General features: G+C 63.3%; 21 protein-coding genes and 1 tRNA gene. 10 read left to right on the forward strand and 12 right to left on the reverse strand.

What is annotated here, in order from left to right; translation table 11 throughout:
* The first annotated feature begins 95 nt into the window (after positions 1 to 95).
* From V3H18_RS07160 to V3H18_RS07170, 3 genes are all read left to right on the forward strand, one after another.
* Positions 96 to 1847 (forward strand): extracellular solute-binding protein, encoded by a 1752-nt coding sequence (locus tag V3H18_RS07160; RefSeq protein WP_408631770.1) that lies wholly within the window; start codon positions 96 to 98, stop codon positions 1845 to 1847.
* Positions 1848 to 2032: 185 nt separating this feature from the next.
* Positions 2033 to 3025, forward strand: coding sequence for an SPFH domain-containing protein (locus V3H18_RS07165; RefSeq protein WP_332081300.1), 993 nt, complete (start codon positions 2033 to 2035; stop codon positions 3023 to 3025).
* Between the two features lie 4 nt (positions 3026 to 3029).
* Entirely contained in the window at positions 3030 to 3521 is a 492-nt protein-coding gene (locus V3H18_RS07170) for an NfeD family protein (protein ID WP_332081301.1), read from the forward strand.
* A 10-nt stretch (positions 3522 to 3531) separates the two neighbouring features.
* Here the strand turns inward: V3H18_RS07170 and V3H18_RS07175 are convergent, their stop codons facing one another.
* Both V3H18_RS07175 and V3H18_RS07180 read right to left on the reverse strand, forming a co-directional pair.
* Positions 3532 to 3840 carry a HigA family addiction module antitoxin gene (locus V3H18_RS07175; RefSeq protein WP_332081303.1) on the reverse strand — a complete coding sequence of 103 codons (309 nt, stop codon included), beginning with the start codon at positions 3838 to 3840 and terminating at the stop codon, positions 3532 to 3534.
* Positions 3841 to 4149: 309 nt separating this feature from the next.
* Positions 4150 to 4779, reverse strand: a complete 630-nt coding sequence (locus tag V3H18_RS07180; protein ID WP_332081304.1) for a DUF6338 family protein — start codon at positions 4777 to 4779, stop codon at positions 4150 to 4152.
* Positions 4780 to 5193: 414 nt separating this feature from the next.
* On the opposite strand from V3H18_RS07180, the gene mutL reads away from it, so the two are divergent.
* The 3 genes from mutL (at position 5194) to msrA (ending at position 8334) form a co-directional block, all read left to right on the forward strand.
* Complete coding sequence (gene mutL / locus V3H18_RS07185) at positions 5194 to 6972, forward strand: DNA mismatch repair endonuclease MutL (protein WP_332081305.1); 1779 nt, start codon at positions 5194 to 5196, stop codon at positions 6970 to 6972.
* Positions 6973 to 7126: 154 nt separating this feature from the next.
* Positions 7127 to 7666 carry a peptide-methionine (R)-S-oxide reductase MsrB gene (msrB, locus tag V3H18_RS07190; protein WP_332081306.1) on the forward strand — a complete coding sequence of 180 codons (540 nt, stop codon included), beginning with the start codon at positions 7127 to 7129 and terminating at the stop codon, positions 7664 to 7666.
* Entirely contained in the window at positions 7663 to 8334 is a 672-nt protein-coding gene (msrA, locus tag V3H18_RS07195) for a peptide-methionine (S)-S-oxide reductase MsrA (RefSeq protein WP_332081307.1), read from the forward strand. Before msrB ends, msrA begins: the two co-directional genes overlap by 4 nt.
* Before the next feature lie 76 nt (positions 8335 to 8410).
* Here the strand turns inward: msrA and V3H18_RS07200 are convergent, their stop codons facing one another.
* Genes V3H18_RS07200 through V3H18_RS07210 form a run of 3 tightly spaced genes read right to left on the reverse strand, consistent with a single transcriptional unit; the run spans position 8411 to position 10583 of the window.
* Positions 8411 to 9583 carry a GSCFA domain-containing protein gene (locus tag V3H18_RS07200; RefSeq protein ID WP_332081308.1) on the reverse strand — a complete coding sequence of 391 codons (1173 nt, stop codon included), beginning with the start codon at positions 9581 to 9583 and terminating at the stop codon, positions 8411 to 8413.
* Entirely contained in the window at positions 9580 to 10344 is a 765-nt protein-coding gene (locus V3H18_RS07205; protein WP_332081310.1) for a hypothetical protein, read from the reverse strand. Before V3H18_RS07205 ends, V3H18_RS07200 begins: the two co-directional genes overlap by 4 nt.
* Before the next feature lie 17 nt (positions 10345 to 10361).
* Positions 10362 to 10583: a hypothetical protein gene (locus V3H18_RS07210; RefSeq protein WP_332081311.1), complete on the reverse strand. Its 222-nt coding sequence runs from the start codon at positions 10581 to 10583 to the stop codon at positions 10362 to 10364.
* Positions 10584 to 10791: 208 nt separating this feature from the next.
* Between V3H18_RS07210 and V3H18_RS07215 the strand changes: the two genes are divergently transcribed.
* Entirely contained in the window at positions 10792 to 11931 is a 1140-nt protein-coding gene (locus tag V3H18_RS07215; protein WP_332081312.1) for a class I SAM-dependent methyltransferase, read from the forward strand.
* The gene (locus V3H18_RS07220; protein ID WP_332081313.1) at positions 11928 to 12914 is read left to right on the forward strand and encodes an alginate O-acetyltransferase AlgX-related protein; all 987 of its coding nucleotides are present in this window, start codon (positions 11928 to 11930) and stop codon (positions 12912 to 12914) included. The genes V3H18_RS07215 and V3H18_RS07220 overlap by 4 nt, the downstream gene beginning before the upstream one ends.
* Here V3H18_RS07220 and V3H18_RS07225 read toward each other — a convergent pair.
* From V3H18_RS07225 to V3H18_RS07240, 4 genes are all read right to left on the reverse strand, one after another.
* On the reverse strand, positions 12890 to 13213 hold the full coding sequence (locus V3H18_RS07225; RefSeq protein ID WP_332081314.1) for a DUF2513 domain-containing protein: 324 nt from the start codon (positions 13211 to 13213) through the stop codon (positions 12890 to 12892). The two genes, V3H18_RS07220 and V3H18_RS07225, sit on opposite strands and share 25 nt — an antisense overlap.
* Positions 13214 to 13456: 243 nt before the next feature.
* Positions 13457 to 14395: an SRPBCC family protein gene (locus tag V3H18_RS07230; RefSeq protein WP_332081315.1), complete on the reverse strand. Its 939-nt coding sequence runs from the start codon at positions 14393 to 14395 to the stop codon at positions 13457 to 13459.
* Complete coding sequence (locus V3H18_RS07235; protein ID WP_332081316.1) at positions 14392 to 14733, reverse strand: ArsR/SmtB family transcription factor; 342 nt, start codon at positions 14731 to 14733, stop codon at positions 14392 to 14394. Before V3H18_RS07235 ends, V3H18_RS07230 begins: the two co-directional genes overlap by 4 nt.
* 228 nt (positions 14734 to 14961) lie before the next feature.
* Positions 14962 to 15051, reverse strand: a tRNA-Ser gene (locus V3H18_RS07240).
* A gap of 269 nt (positions 15052 to 15320) precedes the next feature.
* Between V3H18_RS07240 and V3H18_RS07245 the strand changes: the two genes are divergently transcribed.
* Both V3H18_RS07245 and V3H18_RS07250 read left to right on the forward strand, forming a co-directional pair.
* The gene (locus V3H18_RS07245; RefSeq protein WP_332081317.1) at positions 15321 to 15554 is read left to right on the forward strand and encodes an antitoxin; all 234 of its coding nucleotides are present in this window, start codon (positions 15321 to 15323) and stop codon (positions 15552 to 15554) included.
* A 14-nt stretch (positions 15555 to 15568) separates the two neighbouring features.
* Positions 15569 to 15961 carry a PIN domain-containing protein gene (locus V3H18_RS07250; RefSeq protein WP_332081318.1) on the forward strand — a complete coding sequence of 131 codons (393 nt, stop codon included), beginning with the start codon at positions 15569 to 15571 and terminating at the stop codon, positions 15959 to 15961.
* 6 nt (positions 15962 to 15967) lie between these two features.
* On the opposite strand, the gene prfB is transcribed toward V3H18_RS07250, so the two are convergent.
* The 3 genes from prfB to V3H18_RS07265 all read right to left on the reverse strand — a co-directional run bounded on the left by prfB (position 15968) and on the right by V3H18_RS07265 (position 19870).
* Positions 15968 to 17099, reverse strand: a protein-coding gene (gene prfB / locus V3H18_RS07255; RefSeq protein WP_332081319.1) for a peptide chain release factor 2 whose coding sequence is annotated in 2 segments (ribosomal slippage) — positions 15968 to 17029 and positions 17031 to 17099 — 1131 coding nt in all. Because the reading frame shifts where the segments join, the coding sequence is not laid out codon by codon here.
* Between the two features lie 97 nt (positions 17100 to 17196).
* Entirely contained in the window at positions 17197 to 18297 is a 1101-nt protein-coding gene (locus tag V3H18_RS07260) for a CorA family divalent cation transporter (RefSeq protein ID WP_332081320.1), read from the reverse strand.
* Between the two features lie 76 nt (positions 18298 to 18373).
* Positions 18374 to 19870: a pyridoxal phosphate-dependent decarboxylase family protein gene (locus V3H18_RS07265; RefSeq protein ID WP_332081321.1), complete on the reverse strand. Its 1497-nt coding sequence runs from the start codon at positions 19868 to 19870 to the stop codon at positions 18374 to 18376.
* Positions 19871 to 19970: the final 100 nt, after the last annotated feature.

Raw genomic sequence — 19970 nt, forward strand, 5'->3', positions numbered from 1 at the left:
CCCTCCTCCTCGCTGCGACGACGGCCGCGGCGCAGACGCCGGCGGCGGCGGAAGGCGCGAAGCCGCCGCCCACCCAAGCGGTCGCCGCCCATGGGATCGGCGCCCAAGGGATCCCCACCCATGGGATCGCCATGCATGGCGCGCCCGCCCTGCCGCCGGATTTCGATCATTACCCCTATGCCGACCCCGCCGCCAAAAAAGGCGGGAAATTGCGCGTCGGCCTCGCCGGGACCTTCGACAGCCTCAATCCCTTCAATCTGAAGTCCGGGAGCGCCGTGCAGGGGATTTCCGGGAATGTCTTCCAGACCCTGATGGCGCGCTCGCAGGACGAGCCCTTCACCCTTTACGGCCTTATCGCCCAGTCCATCGACGTCGATCCGGCGCGCGCCCATGTCACTTTTCATCTCGATCCCCGCGCGCGCTTTTCCGACGGCAAGCCGATCACCGCGGAGGACGTGCTGTTTTCCTTCGACCTGCTCAAGAACAAAGGGCGCCCGCAGCAGCGTATCGCCTATGGGCTCGTCAAATCCGTCGACGCCCCCGACGCGCATACGGTGCGTTTCGACCTCACGGGCGTCGGCGACCGCGAATTGCCGCTCATCCTCGCCATCATGCCGGTGCTGCCCAAACATGCGACGGATGTCGAAAAATTCGCTGACGCGACGCTCGCCAAGCCGATCGGCTCGGGACCCTATGTGGTGCAGGACGCCCAGGCCGGCGCGCGCCTGCTGCTGCGCCGCAATCCCGATTACTGGGGCGCCGATCTGCCGAGCCAGCGCGGCTTCTATAATTTCGACGAGATCGACATCCAATATTTCCGCGACGGCAATTCGCTTTTCGAAGCCTTCAAGGCGGGCCTTCTCGATTATCGCGACGAGACCAGCACGACGCGCTGGGCGACGGGCTATGATTTTCCCGCTTTGAACGAAGGCCGCGTCGTCAAGGAGACCTTGAAGAACGACATGCCCAAGGGGATGGAGGGCTTCGTCTTCAATACGCGAAGACCTTTGTTCCAGGACATCCGCCTGCGCGAGGCGCTCGGCATGATGTTCGATTTCGAATGGATCAACGCCAATCTTTACGCCGGCCTTTATACGCGCACGAAAAGCTTCTTCGACGAATCGGAGCTTGCTTCTACCGGTCGCCCAGCGAGCGCGGCGGAGCGCAAGCTCCTCGAACCCTTTCCGGGCGCGGTGCGCGAAGACATTCTCGAAGGCCGCTGGCGGCCGCCGGCCAATGACGGCACGGGGCGCGACCGCGAAATGGCGAAGCGCGCGCTCGAATTGCTCGAAAGCGCCGGCTACCGCATCGAGGGCGACGCGCTGCGCAAGGACGGACAGCCGATCTCTTTCGAGATCATGGTCAAGGATCGCAATCAGGAGCGCCTGGCGCTCAACTACGCTTCTTCGCTCAAGCGCATCGGCGTCGATGCGCGGGTGCGGCTCGTCGACGAGGTGCAATATCAGCGCCGGCGCCAGAAATTCGACTTCGACATGATGATCGGACAATGGATCGCCTCCGCTTCGCCCGGCAATGAGCAGCGCATGCGCTGGGGCTCCGCGAGCGCGGCGCAGGAGGCGTCCTTCAATCTCGCCGGCGCGGCGTCGCCCGCGATCGACGCCCTGATCGCGGCGCTGCTCGCCGCGGAAAGCCACGATGATTTCGTCACCGCCGTACGCGCCTACGACCGCGTCTTGCTCTCGGGATTCTATGTCGTGCCGCTCTTTCACGCCTCCGAGCAATGGATCGCGCATTCGAGCGATCTCATCCGCCCGGAGCCGATGCCGCGCTATGCGTCGCCCGTGTTCGGGCCGACGCTCGAGAGCTGGTGGCGGCGCGATCCCTGATCGCGGGCGCGCCGCTTGCGCCGGCGCACATTCGCTTCCCTTCAAGGCGCGATAAGGCTTCGTCATGCGCGCCGCTGGCGAGCGCGCGCATGGCGTCACGGCGCGCGCGATGCTAATCATGGAAGCGCGCCGTTTCGCCCGATGACGGAAATTCCGCGTCGCATCTCTCGCCGGGAGATCATTCCATGGGTTTCGCGCTCTTTATCGTTGGCGCGGTCGCAATCGGCCTCTTGGTCCTCGACCAGTCGTTCAACCTCGGCCTGCCGATCGGCCTCTTCCACAATCCGCTCTTCTGGTTCGCCTATGTCGCGCTGCTCGCGCTCTCGACCATGGTGCGCTTCGTGCGCCAGCAGACCGTGCTCGTCATCGAGCGGCTCGGGCGCTACAACCGCACGCTGGGCGCGGGCGTCAATTTCGTCTGGCCGGTCGTCGAGCGCATCGCCTATACTTTCGATCTGCGCGAACAGGTGATCGACGTGCCGGAACAGGACGCCATCACCAAGGACAACGCCACCGTCACCATCGACGGCGTTCTTTATTACAAGATCGTCAACGCCAAGGACGCCGCCTATGGCGCGCAGGACATACGCCGCGCCATCATCAATCTGGCGCAAACCTCCATGCGCTCCGCCATCGGCTCCATGGAGCTCGACAAGACTTTCGAGAATAGAAGCGAGATCAATGAGCGCGTCGTGCGCGCCGTCTCCGACGCGGCGCAGCTCTGGGGCGCGCATGTCACGCGTTATGAGATCAAGGACATCGCCATGCCCGAGTCGCTGCGCCAGTCGATGGAGCGGCAGATGAAGGCCGAGCGCGACAAGCGGGCGACGGTGCTCGAATCCGAAGGCGTCAAACAGTCCGAGATCAACCGCGCCGAGGGCGAGAAACAGGCCGCCATTCTGCGCGCCGAAGGCCAGGCGAAGGCCATCGAACTGGTGCGCACGCAAATCACCCAGCAGGGCGGCGATCAGGCGGTGCAGCTTGAAGTCGCCAAATCCGCTATCGAGCAATATGGCCGCCTCGCCAAAGCCGGCAATTCGCTGGTGCTGATGGGCGACGGCGCCGACCCCGCCGGCTGGCTCGCCAAGGCCATGGCGGTCCTCAAGATGGTCAACGCCGGCGGCGCGGCGACTCCGGCGCAACAGTCGGGCCGGGCGCAGCCCTGGCAGACGGAGTGAGCGCATGGAGCCGGCGTTCCTTTACGATCCCGCGAATGCGAGCCTCGTCGCCGGCCTCGCGCTGCTGGGGTTCGATATTGTGGTGATCGGCCTGTCGCCGGCGATGTTCGTCGCGGTCGGCGCGCTCGTAACGAGCGCGCTGCTTTACGCCACCGGCTGGCGTCCCGCGCCGGTCGAGACGCTCGCGCTTATCGCCGGCGCGAGCCTCTTCGTCGCGCTTATTGGCTGGCGGCCGCTGCGACGCTTTCAAAACGCCGACATAGAGGAAGATAAGAGCAGCGATCTCATCGGCCGCGAATTGATCGCGACGCATGAAGTGACGAAGACGCATGGAACCGTCTTCTGGTCGGGCGTCGAATGGCAGGCGCGGCTTGTCGAGAACGCGCACGTCGAAATCCTTGCGCCTGGCGCGAGGGCGCGGGTGGTTGGCGTGGAGAATCTCGCGCTGGTGCTGGCGCCTATTGCAGGAGAGGAGGGCTCGACGCACTCGAAGTAATCGGCGCGGTTCAGGCGACAGATTTTAGAGGTTTCGCGCGGGCGATACGTTCGCGCTCCTTAGGCGAATGCGTCGCTTCCCACAAATCGCTGCGCCGCTGCACGTTCAGCCAGAATTCAGGGCTGTTGCCGAATACGCGCGCAAGAATAAGCGCGGTCGGCGCGGTCACGCTCCGGCGATCGTTGCAGAGTTCATTGACATGCTTGCGCTGCACGCCCATCGCCTCGGCGAGCGCGGCCTGCGTCAACCCCATCGGCGTCATGAATTCTTCGGCCAGGATTTCGCCGACGCTCGCCGGCTTGCGTTTCGTGAACAACATTCTTAGCCTCACCGATGGCTGTGGGCGTTATATCCATATCATCGCGGGGCCTCAAGACGCCGCCGCGCCAAGGCGCGGGACGTTCACATGGGGTTACTACCCAAGCTCACCCAGCCATCAGCACGAGGAGGTGTTTCGCGACCAGTTGCTTTCTTGAAAAACTATTTCTTTTGCACGCCGCTGCCCGTTGTCGGTGCCGCAGGCTTTGCCCCTCCTGACGGCGCTTGATATCCACCCTGTACCCCTTTCGGAGCTTGGGGTGTGCTCGGAGCGGGCTGATGTCCTCTGGTTGCAGAAGTTGGAGTTTTTTCAGTCATGTGCGTTTTCCTCGACCTTCGGCTCCCAAAACTCAATATATTTGATTTCTTTTGCGGCAACAAGGATACCAACTTTGTCAGCTCTAGGCTCCCAAATGTCGGCCTTTGAAACTATGTATTCTTCTTCGATATACAAATCTCTTTCACCTGAATCCGAAGAGGCAAAAGAATTACTTCCAAAAAAACCCGCAACTTTTTCATCATTCGTGAGCGTGACCATCACAAACTGGCCACCACGAGGAACCTTTGAAAATCTCCAATCCCAAGCGGTAGGTATCACGTGAATGGTCGTGACATTGCACTTTTGTGGTATCCAACTGAACCATTCTTTTTGTGATGAAACGCCAAGGAAAATACCAAATAGAGCTGGACCGCAGAGTATCAGCATTATCCAGATTATAGCTTTCGCAATCCATGGTTCTCTCACACTTAAAGCCTGTTCGATAAACAAGACCGTCAACGAATAATATATGAGGGACAGGACAAAAAACCCCAAAACATTTTCGGTAAGCGACGGCATCCTTCCCGTTATGAAGCGCGAACGAGCGCTCACAATCACAATGCCCGGCACTATGAAAAATAGGATGAGATTGAAATTTTCGAGACCCTTGAAATCGGGCATTGGGCGCTCCTGCAAATAATGTCGAGGATAGCACCAAGTTTATGCTGTGACAGCACCTTTTCTTGCCTAGTTGCTACGCTGCCAGCAATCAGGCGATCATGCTTTGTCGCTGAAATTCGCTCGCAAATCCGCCCTGCGGACAACCATCGCGCGGCTCGGGTCGAAGGGCAGATCCTGAAATTCCCACGTTGCATACAAGCCCCTGACGCCGTCATCGAGCGGACGCGCAATTACGCCGATGCTCCCGACGGTTTCAGAAAACCGTAGTGCGGTCTTAAGCGGCGGTTTCGGCCTACGGTTTCCTTCGCCGATATGCACGCCGCTCCTCGCGTCCGTCATAGCGATTGCTCTCCCAAACTCGCTATAATTCCAAACCTCGGCCGCCTGAGCCGATTCGCCCGAACCGATCCGCCCATGCCCATTCGCCGCCTCGACCCCATCCTCGTCGACCGCATCGCCGCCGGCGAAGTGGTCGAGCGGCCGAGTTCCGCCGTCAAGGAGCTGATCGAGAATGCGCTCGACGCCGGGGCGAGCCGCATCGACGTCGCGATCGAAGAAGGCGGCAAGAAGCTCATTCGCGTTATCGACGACGGATGCGGCATGGACGCGCATGATCTCGCGCTCGCCGTCGAGCGCCATGCGACCTCGAAAATCCCGGACGGCGATCTCACCAATATCGCGACGCTCGGCTTTCGCGGCGAGGCGCTGCCGTCGATCGCGGCGGTCGCGGACCTTTCGATCGAGACGCGCGCATCGGGCGCGCCGCATGGATTTTCGATCCTTGTCGAAGCCGGCGAAAAGCGCGGCCTTGTCGCCAGCGCCTGGCCGCGCGGGACCAGGATCGAAGCGCGTGCGCTCTTCGCCGCCACGCCGGCGCGGCTGAAATTCTTGAAAACCGAACGCGCGGAAACGGCGGCCGTCGTCGATGTCGTGAAACGCCTCGCCCTGGCGCATCCCGAGGTGCGCTTCGCCTTCGGCGCCGACAGCGGCGCGCTTTTTGATTACGCCGCCTGCGGCTGCGACAGGGCGCGGCGCATCGCGCAGGTTCTCGGCGAAGAATTCCGCGCCAACGCCATCGAGATCGACGCCGCCCGCGAAGGCGTGAAGCTTTCGGGCCTTGCGAGCCTGCCGACCTTCAATCGCGGCAACGCTCAGATGCAATATGTCTATGTCAATGGACGGCCGGTGCGCGACAAGCTTTTCGCCGGCGCCATTCGCGCCGCCTATCTCGACTTCTTGAGCTCCGACCGGCATCCCGTTGTCGCGCTTTTCGTCGATTGCGATCCGCGCATCGTCGACGTCAATGTGCATCCTGCGAAGGCGGAAGTGCGCTTCGCCGATCCCGGCCTTATCCGCGGCCTTGTCGTCGGCGCGCTGAAACAGGCGCTCGACGAGAAGAGCCATCGCAGCGCCGATACAAGCGCACGCGCCGCGATCGAGGCGCTCATGCGCGGCAATAGCGCGCGCCATCATGCGCCGCCCCAAGCGAATTGGGAGGTTGCGCGCTCGCCTTACGCGCCCTCGGGCTTCGCCGAATCGCCGCAAGCCGCTTTCGACGCCGGCGCGCCGATGGCCGACGCCAGCGCGCATGAGGCGCCGGCGGGAGAATCGGACGCGCCGCTCGGCGCGGCGCGCGCGCAGCTCCATGAGACGTATATCATCGCGCAGACGCAGGACGGTCTCGTCATCGTCGACCAGCACGCGGCGCATGAGCGCATCGTCTATGAGAAATTGAAACGCCAGCGCGAGGAGACGGGCGTCGCGCGGCAGATGCTGCTGATTCCGATCGTCGTCGATCTCGACGCATCGCGCATGGAGGCGCTCGCGCCCGCGCTCGACGAACTCGGCGCGCTCGGTCTCGTGCTGGAGCCTTTCGGACCGGGCGCCGTGCTCATCCGGGAAAGTCCGGCGATCCTCGGCGAGATCGATTGCAAGCGGCTTGTCGAAGACATCGCCGACCTCCTCGCCGAAGCGGGTGACGCGCGCGGCCTCTCGCGCAAGCTCGACCATGTGCTCGCGACCTGCGCCTGCCATCATTCCGTGCGCGCCGGCAGGCGGCTTTCCGCCGCCGAGATGAACGCGCTGCTGCGCGAGATGGAGACGACGCCGGGGGCGGGCCAATGCAATCACGGCCGGCCGACCTATGTGGAGCTGAAGCTTGCCGACATCGAAAAGCTGTTCGGCCGCAGGTGACGGACGGGTCGACGCCATAAATTTTGCGCATGGAATCGATGCCATTTGCTTACGTTGCTTTGGCTGCGCCATACCTTATTTGTTGGAGCCGAGGGACAAAGAATCGATGCGGTCGGGCGTCGCCCCTCGCTCGCAATGACCCGGGAGCGCATTCATGAATCGCCGCGAATTGATGGCCGGCGCGATCGCCTTCGCAATTCCCGTTCGAAAGGCTGACGCCGGCGAGCGCGTCGAGATCGAAACATTCGACGCCAATGGGAAAAGCCTCGGCCTTTCGCGCGTCGAGAAGGTCGTCAAGAGCGACGCCGAGTGGCGCGCTCAGCTCTCTCCCCTCGCCTTCGAGGTGACGCGAAAGGAAGGCACGGAACGCGCCTATACGGGCCCCTATTGGAACGACCACGCCGACGGGCTTTATCGCTGCGTCTGCTGCGATACGGCGCTTTTCGACTCGAAGGCCAAATATGATTCAGGCACGGGCTGGCCGAGCTTCTTTTCGCCGATCTCCAAGCTCAATGTCGTCGAGAGCGTGGACAATTCATACGGCATGCGACGCGTCGCCGTCTCCTGCAAACGCTGCGACGCCCATCTCGGCCATGTCTTTACCGACGGGCCGAGGCCGACGGGGCTGCGCTATTGCATGAATGGCGTCGCCCTGCGTTTCGTCGGCCGCGGCGTCGAGGAGGGCAAAGGATGAAATATCTTCCGCTTCTCGTCGCGCTCGCGATTCTGGCGACGCCGCTTTACGCGGCGGAGCGCGCCGTCAGCCTTCCCGCGCCGGCCTACGATCCAGCGCCCGCGACGCAAGGCCCGCAAAAGCTCGTCGTAGCCGGCGGCTGTTTCTGGGGCGTGCAGGGCGTATTTCAGCGCGTCAGGGGCGTTACGCGCGCCGTTTCGGGCTACGCCGGCGGCGAGACCGAAACCGCGCGCTACGACAAGGTCTCGCGCGGCGACAGCGGCCATGCGGAATCGGTTGAAATAACCTACGACCCGAAAGAAGTGACCCTTGGCGAATTGCTGCGCGTCTATTTTTCTGTCGCGCATGATCCGACCCAGCTCAACCGCCAGGGACCGGATACGGGAACACAATATCGCTCGGCGATTTTCGTGACGAGTCCGGAAGAGGAAAAAATCGCGCGCGACTATATCGCCCAGCTCTCAGGCGCGAAGGCGTTTGCGGCGCCGATCGTCACCAGGCTGGAGCCGCTCAAGGCCTTCTATCCGGCGGAAGCCTATCATCAGGACTATCTTATCCGGCATCCCGAGCAGCCCTATGTCGCCTATAATGATCTGCCGAAGATCGACAATCTCAAACGTCTCTTCCCGGCGCTCTATCGCGACAGGCCGGCGTTGACGCTCAACTGAAGGCATTGGCGCGGAAAACGCCTTAGCGCGCTTGGAGCTGGAGCAGGTCCTGATCGAAAAGGTTTCGGAGCCCGCTCTAATCGGGAGGCGGCCGCTCCTCGGCCTCGCCGCCCTCGGCCTCATCCTCGGCGGCGTCGGCCAGCGTTTCCCGCGCGGCCTCGATCCGCTCCAGGCTCAGCGCCTCCTCATCGCACATAAGCCGCATGGCTTCTGCGATCGGATCCTCCGCCCTCGCCGCCGGCGCCAAGGCGCGAATGGCGCCGCGCAGGGCCTCCTGGGCGGCGCTGCGCTTGATGAAGTGACGCTCGAACACGCGCATGACATGGGCGACGCCCTCCTGCGTCACGCTGCGTCTGTCGGGCGCGAAATAATCGGTGGGCGCATAGCCGCCCGCGACGATTTCGTAAGAAGGGAAATAAGCCATTTGGTCGAGCGATCGCGTCAGCCGATCGCAGGCGATCCGCAACGTCGATTTCGAATAGACGGTCGAGAGAAGCACATGCCGAGGCTCTGCAGTGGCGACGAGCGGCACGGGCGAAACGGTCAGGATCACGCGCGCCTTCTTATTGACCGACCGCAATCGCTCGATGAAGGCCGTCATATCGGCGACGACCTCTTCGACGCCAAGATTGACGAATTCATGTTTCGCCGCGGAATAATCGCCCCCGGCGACGCCCGGACAAAGCGGGAAGACCGCGCCGTCTTCGCGCGAGCGCCACAGTTCGGTCAGTCCCTGCGTGAAGACGAAGACGTCGAGCTTCTCGAAGGCTTCTCTCACGCAGTGAAAGTGCCGTTCGCGATCGTAATCGAGCTCCCGCTCGGAATTGAATCCGCCCGGCTGAATCTGCGGGCGAAACGGATCGATCACGCAGGCCGCGCCTTCGCGCCAATAATTCTCTCCCGGCGCGAAACGCCCATAGGCGCGGTCGAAAAGCTGCAGCAATTGGCGGCTCGTATAGATATTGCCGTAGCGCGCGGAATAGATTCCGTAGTTCAGCGCCTCCGTCGCCTGCGGTCCGATAAAGGAATGAGGCTCCTCGGTGACGAGATAATTGCAGCCGCTCGATTTCAGATAGCGGCCGATATGCTGAGCGAAACAGCTTCCCGCCGTCGCGACCTCGTCGCGCGCCGCGAAGCGGAACGGCGCTTCGACCACGGGATCGAGCGCGCCCGGCGGAACGTCGGCGACGCCCTGCCGCCAATAGGCGTAGTCGGGAAGCTTCGAATATGGATGCGATTTCTTCGTCATTCGGCGTCGACCCGTCGAGAGGCGATCAATTCTCCCGCGCGCGCGATCATGCGCTGGCCGAAGAAGGCGTTCGCGTGCGACGCGTCGGCGCCTCTGGCGTCTTCCGCCAGGACGCCCGGCGGCTCGATGAATTCCACGGCCACTGGCGCGAACATAATATCGCATTGCGCGCAGATCTCGCGATAGAGCGCGGATTGCGTCCGCCACACCTTGTAGCGAAAGACCTCGCTCGAAAGTTTGCGGGGATCGAAGGCTTTGCGGAAGAATTCCTTCGGGAAGGCGAGAATGCGCGAATTAGGCAGAGGCGGCGGCGGCTCGAGGCAGACCAGCGGCGCGCTGGCTTCTTCGCTGATCGCCTTGATGACGGACAATGTCGGCGCCATTTTCTCGCGCAAAGTCTCGCGGACAGCCGCCTCCGTCAGAAGAATCGCGCCGGCTTCGAGCGGCAGCTCCGGCTCGGCGCCGAGAATGAAGTCGAAACGCTCCTTGGGCTGCGTCACCGAAACCGCGATATGCTCATTGCCGCCGACCGACAGGACAATGACGTCTGGCCGCTCGTCGTCGATGATCCGCCGAAGCTGCGCATTGAGCCGAAGGCGCTCGTTCTCTTCTTCGAGCGTGGGCAAGAGCTGCTCATCGTAAAGATAGACGAAACGCGAGACGACCGGCTTGCCGCAGATATGAAATGCCTGCTGCTGCAGTTCGTAACAGCCTTTGGCGATCGCGACGATATGGCTGTGCCCGAGACCCAGAATTTTCATCGTTCCTCGCGCGCGCCTCAATCCGCCGCGGTCGCGTCGCGCACTTCGACGCCGATCGGCTCGCCCTTCACGATCGGCCCCGAGATTTGACGCGCGATGCCGCGGACGACATATCGACGTCCATCGGCTTCGATCGCATGGCCGATGAGTTCGGCGCCGTCCGATCCCATGGCGAAGGGCGCGCGAATGGCGAGCATGGGCTTGCCCCTATAGCCATATCGGTAGAAAGCCTCGACCACGATCGACGCCTCCCTTGCGGCAAATGTTTCGCTTTGGCTTGACGGCATCGGCGCAGTCCCGGTTTCCTTTTACCGCGGGGTTCCCCCAATGGCGCCTCGGCGAGGTCGATGCAAGATCAGGCCGAAAAGCCGCCTTGTTTTCCCGCCCGCGCGCATGTGCTAACAGTCCTGTCGGCCTGTCCTCATGAAAATTCGTCGCGCCGCATCCATGAACAATCCATTTCAGACAGCGCCCTTGCAAGAGCTGCCGACGCCGGAAACCTTCGACGAAAAGGCTTATCTAGCGGTTAACCCCGATGTCGCGGAGGCCGTGCGGGTCGGCAAGATCGCCTCCGGCTGGTCGCATTTCAAGAAATTCGGACGGATCGAAGGCCGCCGCCAGAAGGTTTGCGACGAAGAACCTGCGACGCTCGAGAATTTCGACGAAGCGCGTTACCTCGCGGCTAATCCCGACGCGACGCGCGCGATCGAAAAGGGAGAATTCGCATCGGCCCGGGCGCATTTCGATGGACCGGGGCGCGCGCAATCGCGTCGACAGAAGCGCGCAAGTCTTCTTCCCGCCATCCGCGCGCGCAAGCTCGCCGCGCTCAAGCCTTTGCTGCTCGAACCCGAAACGCCGCTGACGGAATCGGGCAAATATTGCTTTCTCGACGAAGCGACGCGGCGCGCGCAGGATTTGTCGGCGGAGACGCCGATCAGCGAGAACGGCTATGACGACGAAACCATCGGCTTGATCGAAGACGAAGCCGAGGGCCTCATTCTCGATGTCGGCGCCGGCTACCGTCCGGTCTATTACAGCAATGTCGTCAATTTCGAAATGATGGACTATCCGACGACGGATGTGATCGGCGTCGCCGACCGGCTCCCGTTCAAAAACGACTCTTTCGAAGGCGTCGTCTCCATCGCCGTGCTGGAGCATGTGAAGGACCCCTTTCGCTGCGCCGCCGAAATCGCGCGCGTGCTCAAGCCCGGCGGCTGGCTGAAATGCTGCGCGCCCTTTCTCCAGCCGCTGCATGGCTATCCGCATCACTATTTCAACATGACGCATGAAGGGCTGCGCACGCTCTTTCAACCGCATCTCATCATCGAGCGCCAGGAAGTGACGGCGCCGACCCATCCGGTCTGGGCGCTCGCCTGGCAGTTGCGCTCCTGGTCGCAGGGACTTCCGCCGCGCGCGCGCAAAGAGTTTCTGCGGTTGCGCGTTCAGGATCTCATCGCTTTTCCCGGCCCGGCGCTGGAAAAGTCCTGGGCGCGCGAATTGCCGCGCGAAAAACTGTTCGAACTCGCCGCCGCGACGATTCTCTATGCGCGCAAACCGGCGCAGGACCGCACGCAAGTCGCGCCGTGACGCAGCTCATCGTTCACGAGGGCCTGGACGGCTGGCTGTTCCTCACGGGAGGGACGAATTTCGTCACGACGCTGTACGAGCGTGAGGGCGGCCATCTGCCCGACTCGAACCTGTGCCGCTGGCGCGACGCCATCGTCAAAAGACGGCGCCGCTGCGACGCGCTCGGCGTCGCCTACGCCCATCTCGTCGCGCCGGAAAAACTGACGATCTACGGGCACAAGCAGGCGTCGCCCCTCGTCGACGCCGATCTCGCGCCGGCGATCCGCCTGAAGGCGCTTTTCGAGGGCGAGGCGAGCGATTTCGGATGGGTCGATCTCGTTTCGCCGATGCGCGTGCGCCGCGACGAGATCGATCTCTACTGGCGCACCGACACCCATTGGACGCCCGAAGGCTGCCTTCTCGCTTACGAGCTGCTGTGCGAGGCGCTGAACTTGACGCCAAACGCCGAATTGGCGACGCGCCCCGCGCATGCGCAGAAAAAAGTCATGGACCTTGGCGGAAAATTCGATCCGCCGCTCTGGGAAGAGGTGCGGGAGGTCTACTGGCTTTCCGACGCGCGCCGGGTTTACGCCAACCGGATCGCCCATATTCTCGAAACGCCGCTTCATGGCGGCGCCATTCATGTCGGCGCGCATGTGATCTTCCGAAACGAGAAAGCGCCGAACGATAAAAAGATTCTGCTTTTCGGCGACTCCTTCTCGGCCGTCGGCGCCGATCGCCTCACCGCCCAGCTCGCGGAAACCGCGCGCGAACTTATTTTCGTCTGGTCCGCCAATGTGGATTGGCGCCTCGTCGAACGCGTAAAGCCCGACATTCTCATCACCGAGATCGCCGAACGCTATATGGCGCTCGCCCCCAACGACCGTTTCCGTCTTCGGCTCGCCGAAGCGGCGCAACTCGTCAAGGCGCGTCGCCGCGAAGCGGCGGCGTGGTGGCGCGAGACATGGGCGGCGCGGGCTCAGCGCGCAAAAAAGGGCGCATAGGCTTCGACCGCCTTGCGCCAATCGCTGTCGTCGCGAATCAAATCCGCCAGCGCTTCGCCGCGACGGGTCAGGCGCCGGAAGAGCCAGTCGCTTTCCCTATAGGGACCGGGCCCTTCGATGAATTCGAGGTCGGCTAGACGGTCGAGATCGACGAGAATTTCCGCGCGCGACCTTCTCAAGAGATGAGCGAGTTCGTCGACGGCGAGGAAGAAAGACTCGGGTGGCGAGCGCTGCGCCTCCTCCAGCGCCAGAAGCAGGTTTCTCAATGCTTCGACATCGCCGCCAAATCCATGGGTCATTTCGGGAAGCTCAAAAGGGAAGGCGGAAAGCGATTATTACGAAAAATCTCTCCAAAGGAAAGAACTTCTCCAAGTAGAAGCCGCCGTCGAATGCCTGAATACAGGGCGGCTTGGACGCGCGGCGGCCGGCGAAAGAAAATCAGCGCGGCGGTCTCGGCGAAGGGAAGATAGGATGAATGGCGGCGATTGCGGCGTTTACGCCACAACCCTATCGCCCTCTCAAACGATCCTTGAAAGCGGTTGCTAAGCCACAGCATCCCATCGGGATTTGGCGAAGCGTTCCAGTTTGCCCAGCGTTTGCAGGCCCAGCTCGACTGCGCCGAAACCTTTCGCCTCCTGAAATGCGGCCTCTGTGCTGAGCGCCATCCCCAGCGTCACCTTCGTCGCCCCATCCTGCTCCTCGAAGGACGCCCAGGCGTCGGCATGTTTCGGCCCGTTCTCGCCCCATAGCAGCATATAGGCGATCCTCTCTTCCGGTCGGACCTCGGTAAAGAGGTGGTGGTTCGGGAAGACCGCGCCATCGGGGCCTATCATGTCGAATACCCATTCGCCGCCCGTTCGCAGGTCGATCCTCTGTGTCCGGCAGGAAAACCCATCCGGCCCCCACCATTGCGGCAGCGTCTCGGGGTTCATCCAGGCGTTCCAGACGATGGTTCGCGGCGCCTGTATAACGCGCTGGAGCACCATGGTCCGCCCGGCGACTCCGGCGAGATTGCCCAGCCCCGCGTCGAAGCCCTGTCGGTAGCGGGCTTCCATGTTCTCGGCCAGCGAGGAAAGCTGCACCGTTACGACCAGCCGGCTGCGCTCCTCCGCGCCGGAGAAATCGGCCGTCACCAGCGCCGCCGATTGCGTCACTCCCCCGGACGAGACCACTTCGTAATTCACGCTGCGCAGCGCCGGCTGCAACTCCAGCCAGCCGCACTCACAGCGGACGTCCGGCTGGCCCTCAACCTTGCAGAGCGAGACTTCACGTCCCCCCACTCTTGTGTCGGCCTCCAGAAATTCCGCGCTGACGGACGGCTTGGGGGCAGACCATACCGCCCGCGCCGCCGGAGCGGTCCAAACCTGCCACAGCACGGACAATGGCGCGGCTACGTCCCGCTCGAAGGTCAGCGTCGCAAAGCGGCCTTCCGCATGATCGCGCGCCGCAGCCGTGCCTTCCCGGTCCAAGTTCGATGTCATTCCATGGGCTCCTTCATCGCCTTCATTGCAAATGCCTCCAGCCGGTCGAGTCGGGCTTCCCATATGGCTCGCTGTTCATCGAGCCATGTTCGAACCGGCTCCAGGGCTTCGGGAACGATGGCGCAGGTGCGCACCCGCCCATCCTTGGAGGTGGCGATCAGCCCTACCTCTTCCAGCACCGAAAGGTGCCGCATCACCGTGGGCAGGCGCAGACCAGTGGGGTCCGACAGGTCCGTGACCCGCGCGGGTCCTTCCGAGAGCCGGGTCAGGATCGATCGACGGGTCGGATCGGCCAGGGCATGGAAGAGGAGCGAAAGTTCAGGACAATGCTTAGCCATAATGCTAACTATCATCCAGCGCGTCTGCCGCGCAAGAGAAACTTCGTCAACCTGCTAAGTGTTGCCGGCCTTGCACGCCACGCCGAGAAGCAGTTGGCCGGCCTTGCAGAGCGTTAGAGGGCTATTCCGCTTGTTGAGGACGCGAGGACCCCGCCTCCCAGCGCGATAACATCTACTATTATTGATAATTAAAGAGATAGTGTCACTTTGTGCGTAATCGGCGGTGTTTGGCGGAGAGGGAGGGATTCGAACCCCCGATACAGTTGCCCGTATGCCGCATTTCGAGTGCGGTGCTTTCAACCACTCAGCCACCTCTCCGCAGCGCATCTCGTGGCTGGGCGCGAGATAACACGCGCCCCCGCGCGCAAGCAAGCGCGCAGGCGGCTGCTTTCGATATGAAACAGAGTCGAATCGCTTTAGGCTGCGTTCGACAAATCTCGCGAAGCGGCCGGACCGACTCCCCGTCGTAAACATGTAAGTCGGCGAAGCGACCGCGCCGACATGGCTTGCGGCGCAGTAGTTGTGAATAATCAGTTCTTGTATATACGAAGATTGACATAAGCCGCCGAGGCTGCCACCATCGCGGCATGAGCGCGACGAAAATCTTCAAATCCGGCAACAGCCTCGCGGTGCGTCTCCCAAGGGACATCGCTTTCGAAGAAGGAACAGAAGTCGTGGTGCGCCGGCAAGGCGGGAGCCTCCTCGTCACGCCCCTGCGGCTCGACATGGCGGCGCTGGTGGCGCGCCTGCGCGGGGGGCCGCCGTCGGGCCTCGCGCGACCCGAGTTCAAGCCGCCCAGGCGGCTGCTCGACGGGCATTAGCGAGAGGCCCGCGCATGGCCCGCTATCTTCTCGACACCAATATCATCATGGCCGCGGCGCTCGGCTTTCCCGGCGTGCTGGGCCGGCTCTCGGCGCTGGAAATCGGCGACGTCGCCATATCGGCGATCAGCCTTGGCGAAACGCTCGCCGGCGCGACGGGCGGCGAGAAGAACGCCCGCCTCGTCGAAAACATCGGGCTGATCGCGGAAAATCTCGATATTCTGCCCTTCGACCATGCGGCGGCGGAGGCGTTCGGGCGGCTCATGCGCAAGCTCGACCCCAAACGCCGGCGCATTCTCGACCGGATGATCGCGGCCCAGGCGCTCGCGCAGGGCCTGACCCTCGTCGCCGCGAATAATGAGGATTTCGACGACATCGCCGGTCTTGTCGTGGAGAAATGGGGCTGAACGGCTCTATTCGACATCCTCGATCTTCTCCGGCCCGCCGCCATAGATGCGCTGGGCAAGCGAGGCCTGCATGAATTCGTCGAGGTCGCCGTCGAGCACGTCGGAGGGCGTGCCCGAGGTCGCTCCTGTGCGCAAATCCTTCACGAGCTGATAGGGCTGCAGCACATAGCTACGGATCTGATGACCCCAGCCGATCTCGGTCTTGGAGGCCGCCGCCTTATTGGCCTCCTCTTCGCGCTTTTCGAGCTCCAGCTCATAGAGCCGGGCGCGCAGCATGTTCCAGGCAGTGGCGCGGTTCTTATGCTGGGAGCGCTCCGCCTGGCAGGCGACGACGATTCCCGTGGGCATATGGGTGATGCGGATCGCCGAATCCGTCGTATTGACGTGCTGGCCGCCGGCCCCCGACGATCGGTACGTATCGATCCGGCAATCGGACTCATTGACGTTCACTTCGATCCGGTCGTCCACGACGGGATAGACCCAGACCGAAGCGAAGCTCGTATGCCGCCTTGCGTTGGAGTCGAAAGGCGAGATGCGCACCAGCCGGTGCACGCCCGATTCGGTCTTCGCCCAGCCATGGGCGTTATGGCCCTTGACGAGCAGCGTGCCGGATTTGATGCCGGCTTCTTCCCCCGGCGTCTCCTCGATCACGTCCACCTTGAACTTATGGCGCTCGCCCCAGCGGGCGTACATGCGAAAAAGCATGCGCGCCCAGTCCTGGCTCTCCGTGCCGCCGGCGCCGGAATGGATTTCGATATAGGTGTCGTTGGCGTCGGCCTCGCCCGAAAAGAGCGCCTCGGTCTGGCGCGCGCGGGCTTCTTTGAGTACGGTTTTGAGCCCCTCGACGCCTTCCTTCTCGGTCGCGGGGTCGCCTTCGGCCTCGCCGAGCTCGACGAGCGTCAGCGCATCGTCGAGCTCCCTCTGGAGATGCGAGAGCGCGCCCATCTGCTCTTCGAGCTGGGTGCGTTCGCGCATCACCTTCTGCGCGGCTTCGGGATCGTTCCATAAGGCCGGGTCTTCGGCCCTGACGTTCAGTTCGGCGAGACGCCGCTCGGCGGTATCGACGTCAAAGATGCCTCCTCAGCAGCCCCATGGACTGCTCGATGTCGGCTTTCAGCGCAAGCGGTTCAGCGCGCATTTCTTTCCCATTTTCAGTCGGCGCAGGAAGTTCCCGCCGGATTCGGCGCGGAAAGTAGGCGGCGCGCGCGCGCGTGTAAACCCTCGCGGAAAGGCCCCTAAAAACTCCTGTCGGCGGGCCGGTCCCGGCGCTCCGGGGGGGCCTCCTTGTGATCATCGCTCTCTGGCGCGCCCGCGAGCCCCATGCGGCGCATCAGAAACAGCATGGCGACCGAGGCGAGGACGCAGAGGATGGTGGCGTAAAGCGAGCCATTGTCCTCTTCGGTGAACGCCAGATTTTTGGTGTTCATGCCGAAATAGCCGGTCACGAAAGTCGCCGGCAGCAGCAGCATGGTGGTCACGGTGAGCGCATAGAGACGATCATTGGTCTCGAGGCTCAGCATGGCGTTCAACTCGTCCTGGAGGAGGCGCGCCCGCTCCTGCAAGCTCGTCACGTCCTGCCCGAGGGCGCTCGCATGTTGCGCGAGCCGGGACGCCGTCGCGCGCAAATCGTCGTCGCGCAGATCGTCCTCTTCCTCCTCGATGTCTTCGAGCCGGGCGATCGTCGTCGTCAGGCCGCTGATCTGGCGCGCCAGCCGCACGGCGTCGCGGCGGGTCGCGCCGAGGGCCGCGCGCGCCTGACGGGCGCGCTGGTCGATGATGCGGTCCTCGACGCGATCGAAGGCGGCGCCGATCTCCTGCGCGATGCGCGCCAGACCGTCGATGAGCGTGTGGATCAGCATTTCGAAGAGGGCGAGAGGCGTTGTAACCGGCGCGCCGCGCGAGATCATGATCCGCGTCGCCTCAATGCTCATCATCGGCAACCGCCGGGCGCTGACGAAAAAGCTTTCGCCGCAGGCGAAGCGGACATAGTCGGTCCGGGACGTGCGCCCCGAAAGATCCCGCTCGTGATCGAGCAGCGCGCCGCTCACGACCCCGTCCGAATAGGCGAGATATTGGTGGTCGACCGGCTCGCAAAGCGATTTGCGCGCCTCTTCCGACAAAGCCGAAATGCGCGAGATGAGCGGCCGCGCGCGCACGTCGGTCAGATCCATATGCAGCCAGAGAAAGCCTTCCTCGGGCGCGTCGCCCCCCTCTGTGAGACGGTCGAAATCCTCGATCGTTCCGGCTTCGACGCCGCCGGCGGGGTTGAAGCGCAAGAGCCACAGACAGCCGGGAATGCCGGGCTGCGGCGGCAGTTTCAAATGGTGGAAAGTCATGGCGTCGCTCGGCGGAGACTGCGTGAAAAAATAACAGCCGGCGCAGTCATGACAGTATTATGACGCCTTGCGCCCCTCAGTCTTCCGAGAGCCGTGTCCGGCCGGGCCCATGCGGCTCGACGAGCGCGCCGAAGTCATGCGGCTCCTTGCGGGCGCGCCTTAACGCCGCGTCGAGAAAGCCGGCGAAGGCGTCGATGTCGTCCTCATGGGTGCGATGATTGATGATCGCCGCGCGGATCGCCGGAACGCCGTCGAGGATGGTGAGCGAAGGCGCCGCCTCGCCCCGCTCATGCAGCTCCATGACGATTTCGCGCGCGAGCGACCCGTCTTCGTCGTCCTTGACCCCGAAGCAGACGATGTTGAGCGCGACCGGCGCGCGCATGACGAAATTGCCGGACGCTTCGATCCAGGCTTCGAGCCGCTTGGCCATGCGGCAGGTCTGTTCGATGCATTCGCCGAGCCGCTTGGCGCCGAAGGTCTCGATGGTGAACCAGGTCTTGAGCGCCCGAAAGCCGCGCGACAAATCCGCGCCGAGGTCGCAGGGCCAGGTGTCGCCGGCCGCAAGTCCCCGCGGCGCGCGGGTAAGATAGGCGGCGTTGGCGGCGAAGGCGCGCTTATGCGCCTCCTTGTCGCGCACCAGGAAAAAGCCCGCGTCATAGGGGACATGCAGCCATTTATGGAAATCGAAGGCGATGCTGTCGGCGCGCTCCAGCCCTTTGACGAGCGGCTTCAGGGCCGGCGAGAGCGCCGCGAGCGCTCCGAAGGCGCCGTCGATATGGAACCACAAATCTTCGCTATGGGCGACGTCGGCCAGCCGGTCGAGCGGATCGATGGCGCCGGTGTCGACCGCCCCGGCCGTGCCGACGATGAGAAAGGGCTTGAAGCCCGCCGCCCTGTCCGCCGCGATGGCGCGGCGCAGATCGCCGATCTTGATGGCGCGGCGCGCGTCGGAGGGAATGAGCCGCAGATGGCGGGAGCCGAGCCCCGCGAGCTCCATCGCCTGGCGCACGCAATTATGCGCCTCGCGCGAGGCGTAGGCGATGAGCTGGCCTTCGAGCGCGCAAAGCCCATTGAGCCGCACGTCCTTCTCGCCATAGGCCTGGTCGCGGGCGACGAGCAGCGACAGGAAATTGGCGATCGAGGTTCCGGTGACGAAAATGCCGGAGGAATCCGCCGGAAAGCCGAAGGCCTGCGCCATCCAGGCGGCGATCTGCCGCTCGACGTCGATGGCGATATGGTTGCGCCCGCCGCAATTGGAATTCATGCCGGCGGCGAGCATTTCCGCGATCATGCCGGCGGGCGTGCCCGCGCCCTGCGCCCAGCCCATGAACATCGGATGGGTGTTGCCGGTGGCGTAGGGCTTGATGTAGCGGTCGAAATCTTCGAGCACCGCCGACAGATCGCGCCCCTCTTGCGGGAGATCGCGCTTGAAGCGCGCCCGCGCCTCCTCGCTCGGCTCGGTCCAGACCGGGCGCTCGCGGATCGCGCGCAGATAGTCGATCATCATGTCGAGCGCGCGATGGCTCTCGGCGCGAAATTCGTCCCAGTCGTGAGGGTCGAGATCGACCGGCATAGAAAGAGCCTCGCGCGCCGGCGGTTGGGGGAAAGGCGCGACTTGATGGCGCCGCACTGCAGCGGCTTTCCGCCCCCAGCACATAGCCGGCTTTGGCCGC

The sequence above is a fragment of the Methylocystis borbori genome (assembly GCF_036576025.1).
Classification (GTDB): Bacteria; Pseudomonadota; Alphaproteobacteria; order Rhizobiales; family Beijerinckiaceae; genus Methylocystis; species Methylocystis borbori.

Bases quoted from the DNA above. Each gene is read 5' to 3' on its own strand.
- V3H18_RS07165 (WP_332081300.1), top strand. From the start codon at position 2,033: ATGGGTTTCGCGCTCTTTATCGTTGGCGCGGTCGCAATCGGCCTCTTG.
- V3H18_RS07170 (WP_332081301.1), top strand. From the start codon at position 3,030: ATGGAGCCGGCGTTCCTTTACGATCCCGCGAATGCGAGCCTCGTCGCC.
- V3H18_RS07175 (WP_332081303.1), bottom strand. From the start codon at position 3,840: ATGTTGTTCACGAAACGCAAGCCGGCGAGCGTCGGCGAAATCCTGGCC.
- V3H18_RS07180 (WP_332081304.1), bottom strand. From the start codon at position 4,779: ATGCCCGATTTCAAGGGTCTCGAAAATTTCAATCTCATCCTATTTTTC.
- mutL (WP_332081305.1), top strand. From the start codon at position 5,194: ATGCCCATTCGCCGCCTCGACCCCATCCTCGTCGACCGCATCGCCGCC.
- msrB (WP_332081306.1), top strand. From the start codon at position 7,127: ATGAATCGCCGCGAATTGATGGCCGGCGCGATCGCCTTCGCAATTCCC.
- msrA (WP_332081307.1), top strand. From the start codon at position 7,663: ATGAAATATCTTCCGCTTCTCGTCGCGCTCGCGATTCTGGCGACGCCG.
- V3H18_RS07200 (WP_332081308.1), bottom strand. From the start codon at position 9,583: ATGACGAAGAAATCGCATCCATATTCGAAGCTTCCCGACTACGCCTAT.
- V3H18_RS07205 (WP_332081310.1), bottom strand. From the start codon at position 10,344: ATGAAAATTCTGGGTCTCGGGCACAGCCATATCGTCGCGATCGCCAAA.
- V3H18_RS07215 (WP_332081312.1), top strand. From the start codon at position 10,792: ATGAACAATCCATTTCAGACAGCGCCCTTGCAAGAGCTGCCGACGCCG.
- V3H18_RS07225 (WP_332081314.1), bottom strand. From the start codon at position 13,213: ATGACCCATGGATTTGGCGGCGATGTCGAAGCATTGAGAAACCTGCTT.
- V3H18_RS07230 (WP_332081315.1), bottom strand. From the start codon at position 14,395: ATGACATCGAACTTGGACCGGGAAGGCACGGCTGCGGCGCGCGATCAT.
- V3H18_RS07235 (WP_332081316.1), bottom strand. From the start codon at position 14,733: ATGGCTAAGCATTGTCCTGAACTTTCGCTCCTCTTCCATGCCCTGGCC.
- V3H18_RS07245 (WP_332081317.1), top strand. From the start codon at position 15,321: ATGAGCGCGACGAAAATCTTCAAATCCGGCAACAGCCTCGCGGTGCGT.
- V3H18_RS07250 (WP_332081318.1), top strand. From the start codon at position 15,569: ATGGCCCGCTATCTTCTCGACACCAATATCATCATGGCCGCGGCGCTC.
- V3H18_RS07260 (WP_332081320.1), bottom strand. From the start codon at position 18,297: ATGACTTTCCACCATTTGAAACTGCCGCCGCAGCCCGGCATTCCCGGC.
- V3H18_RS07265 (WP_332081321.1), bottom strand. From the start codon at position 19,870: ATGCCGGTCGATCTCGACCCTCACGACTGGGACGAATTTCGCGCCGAG.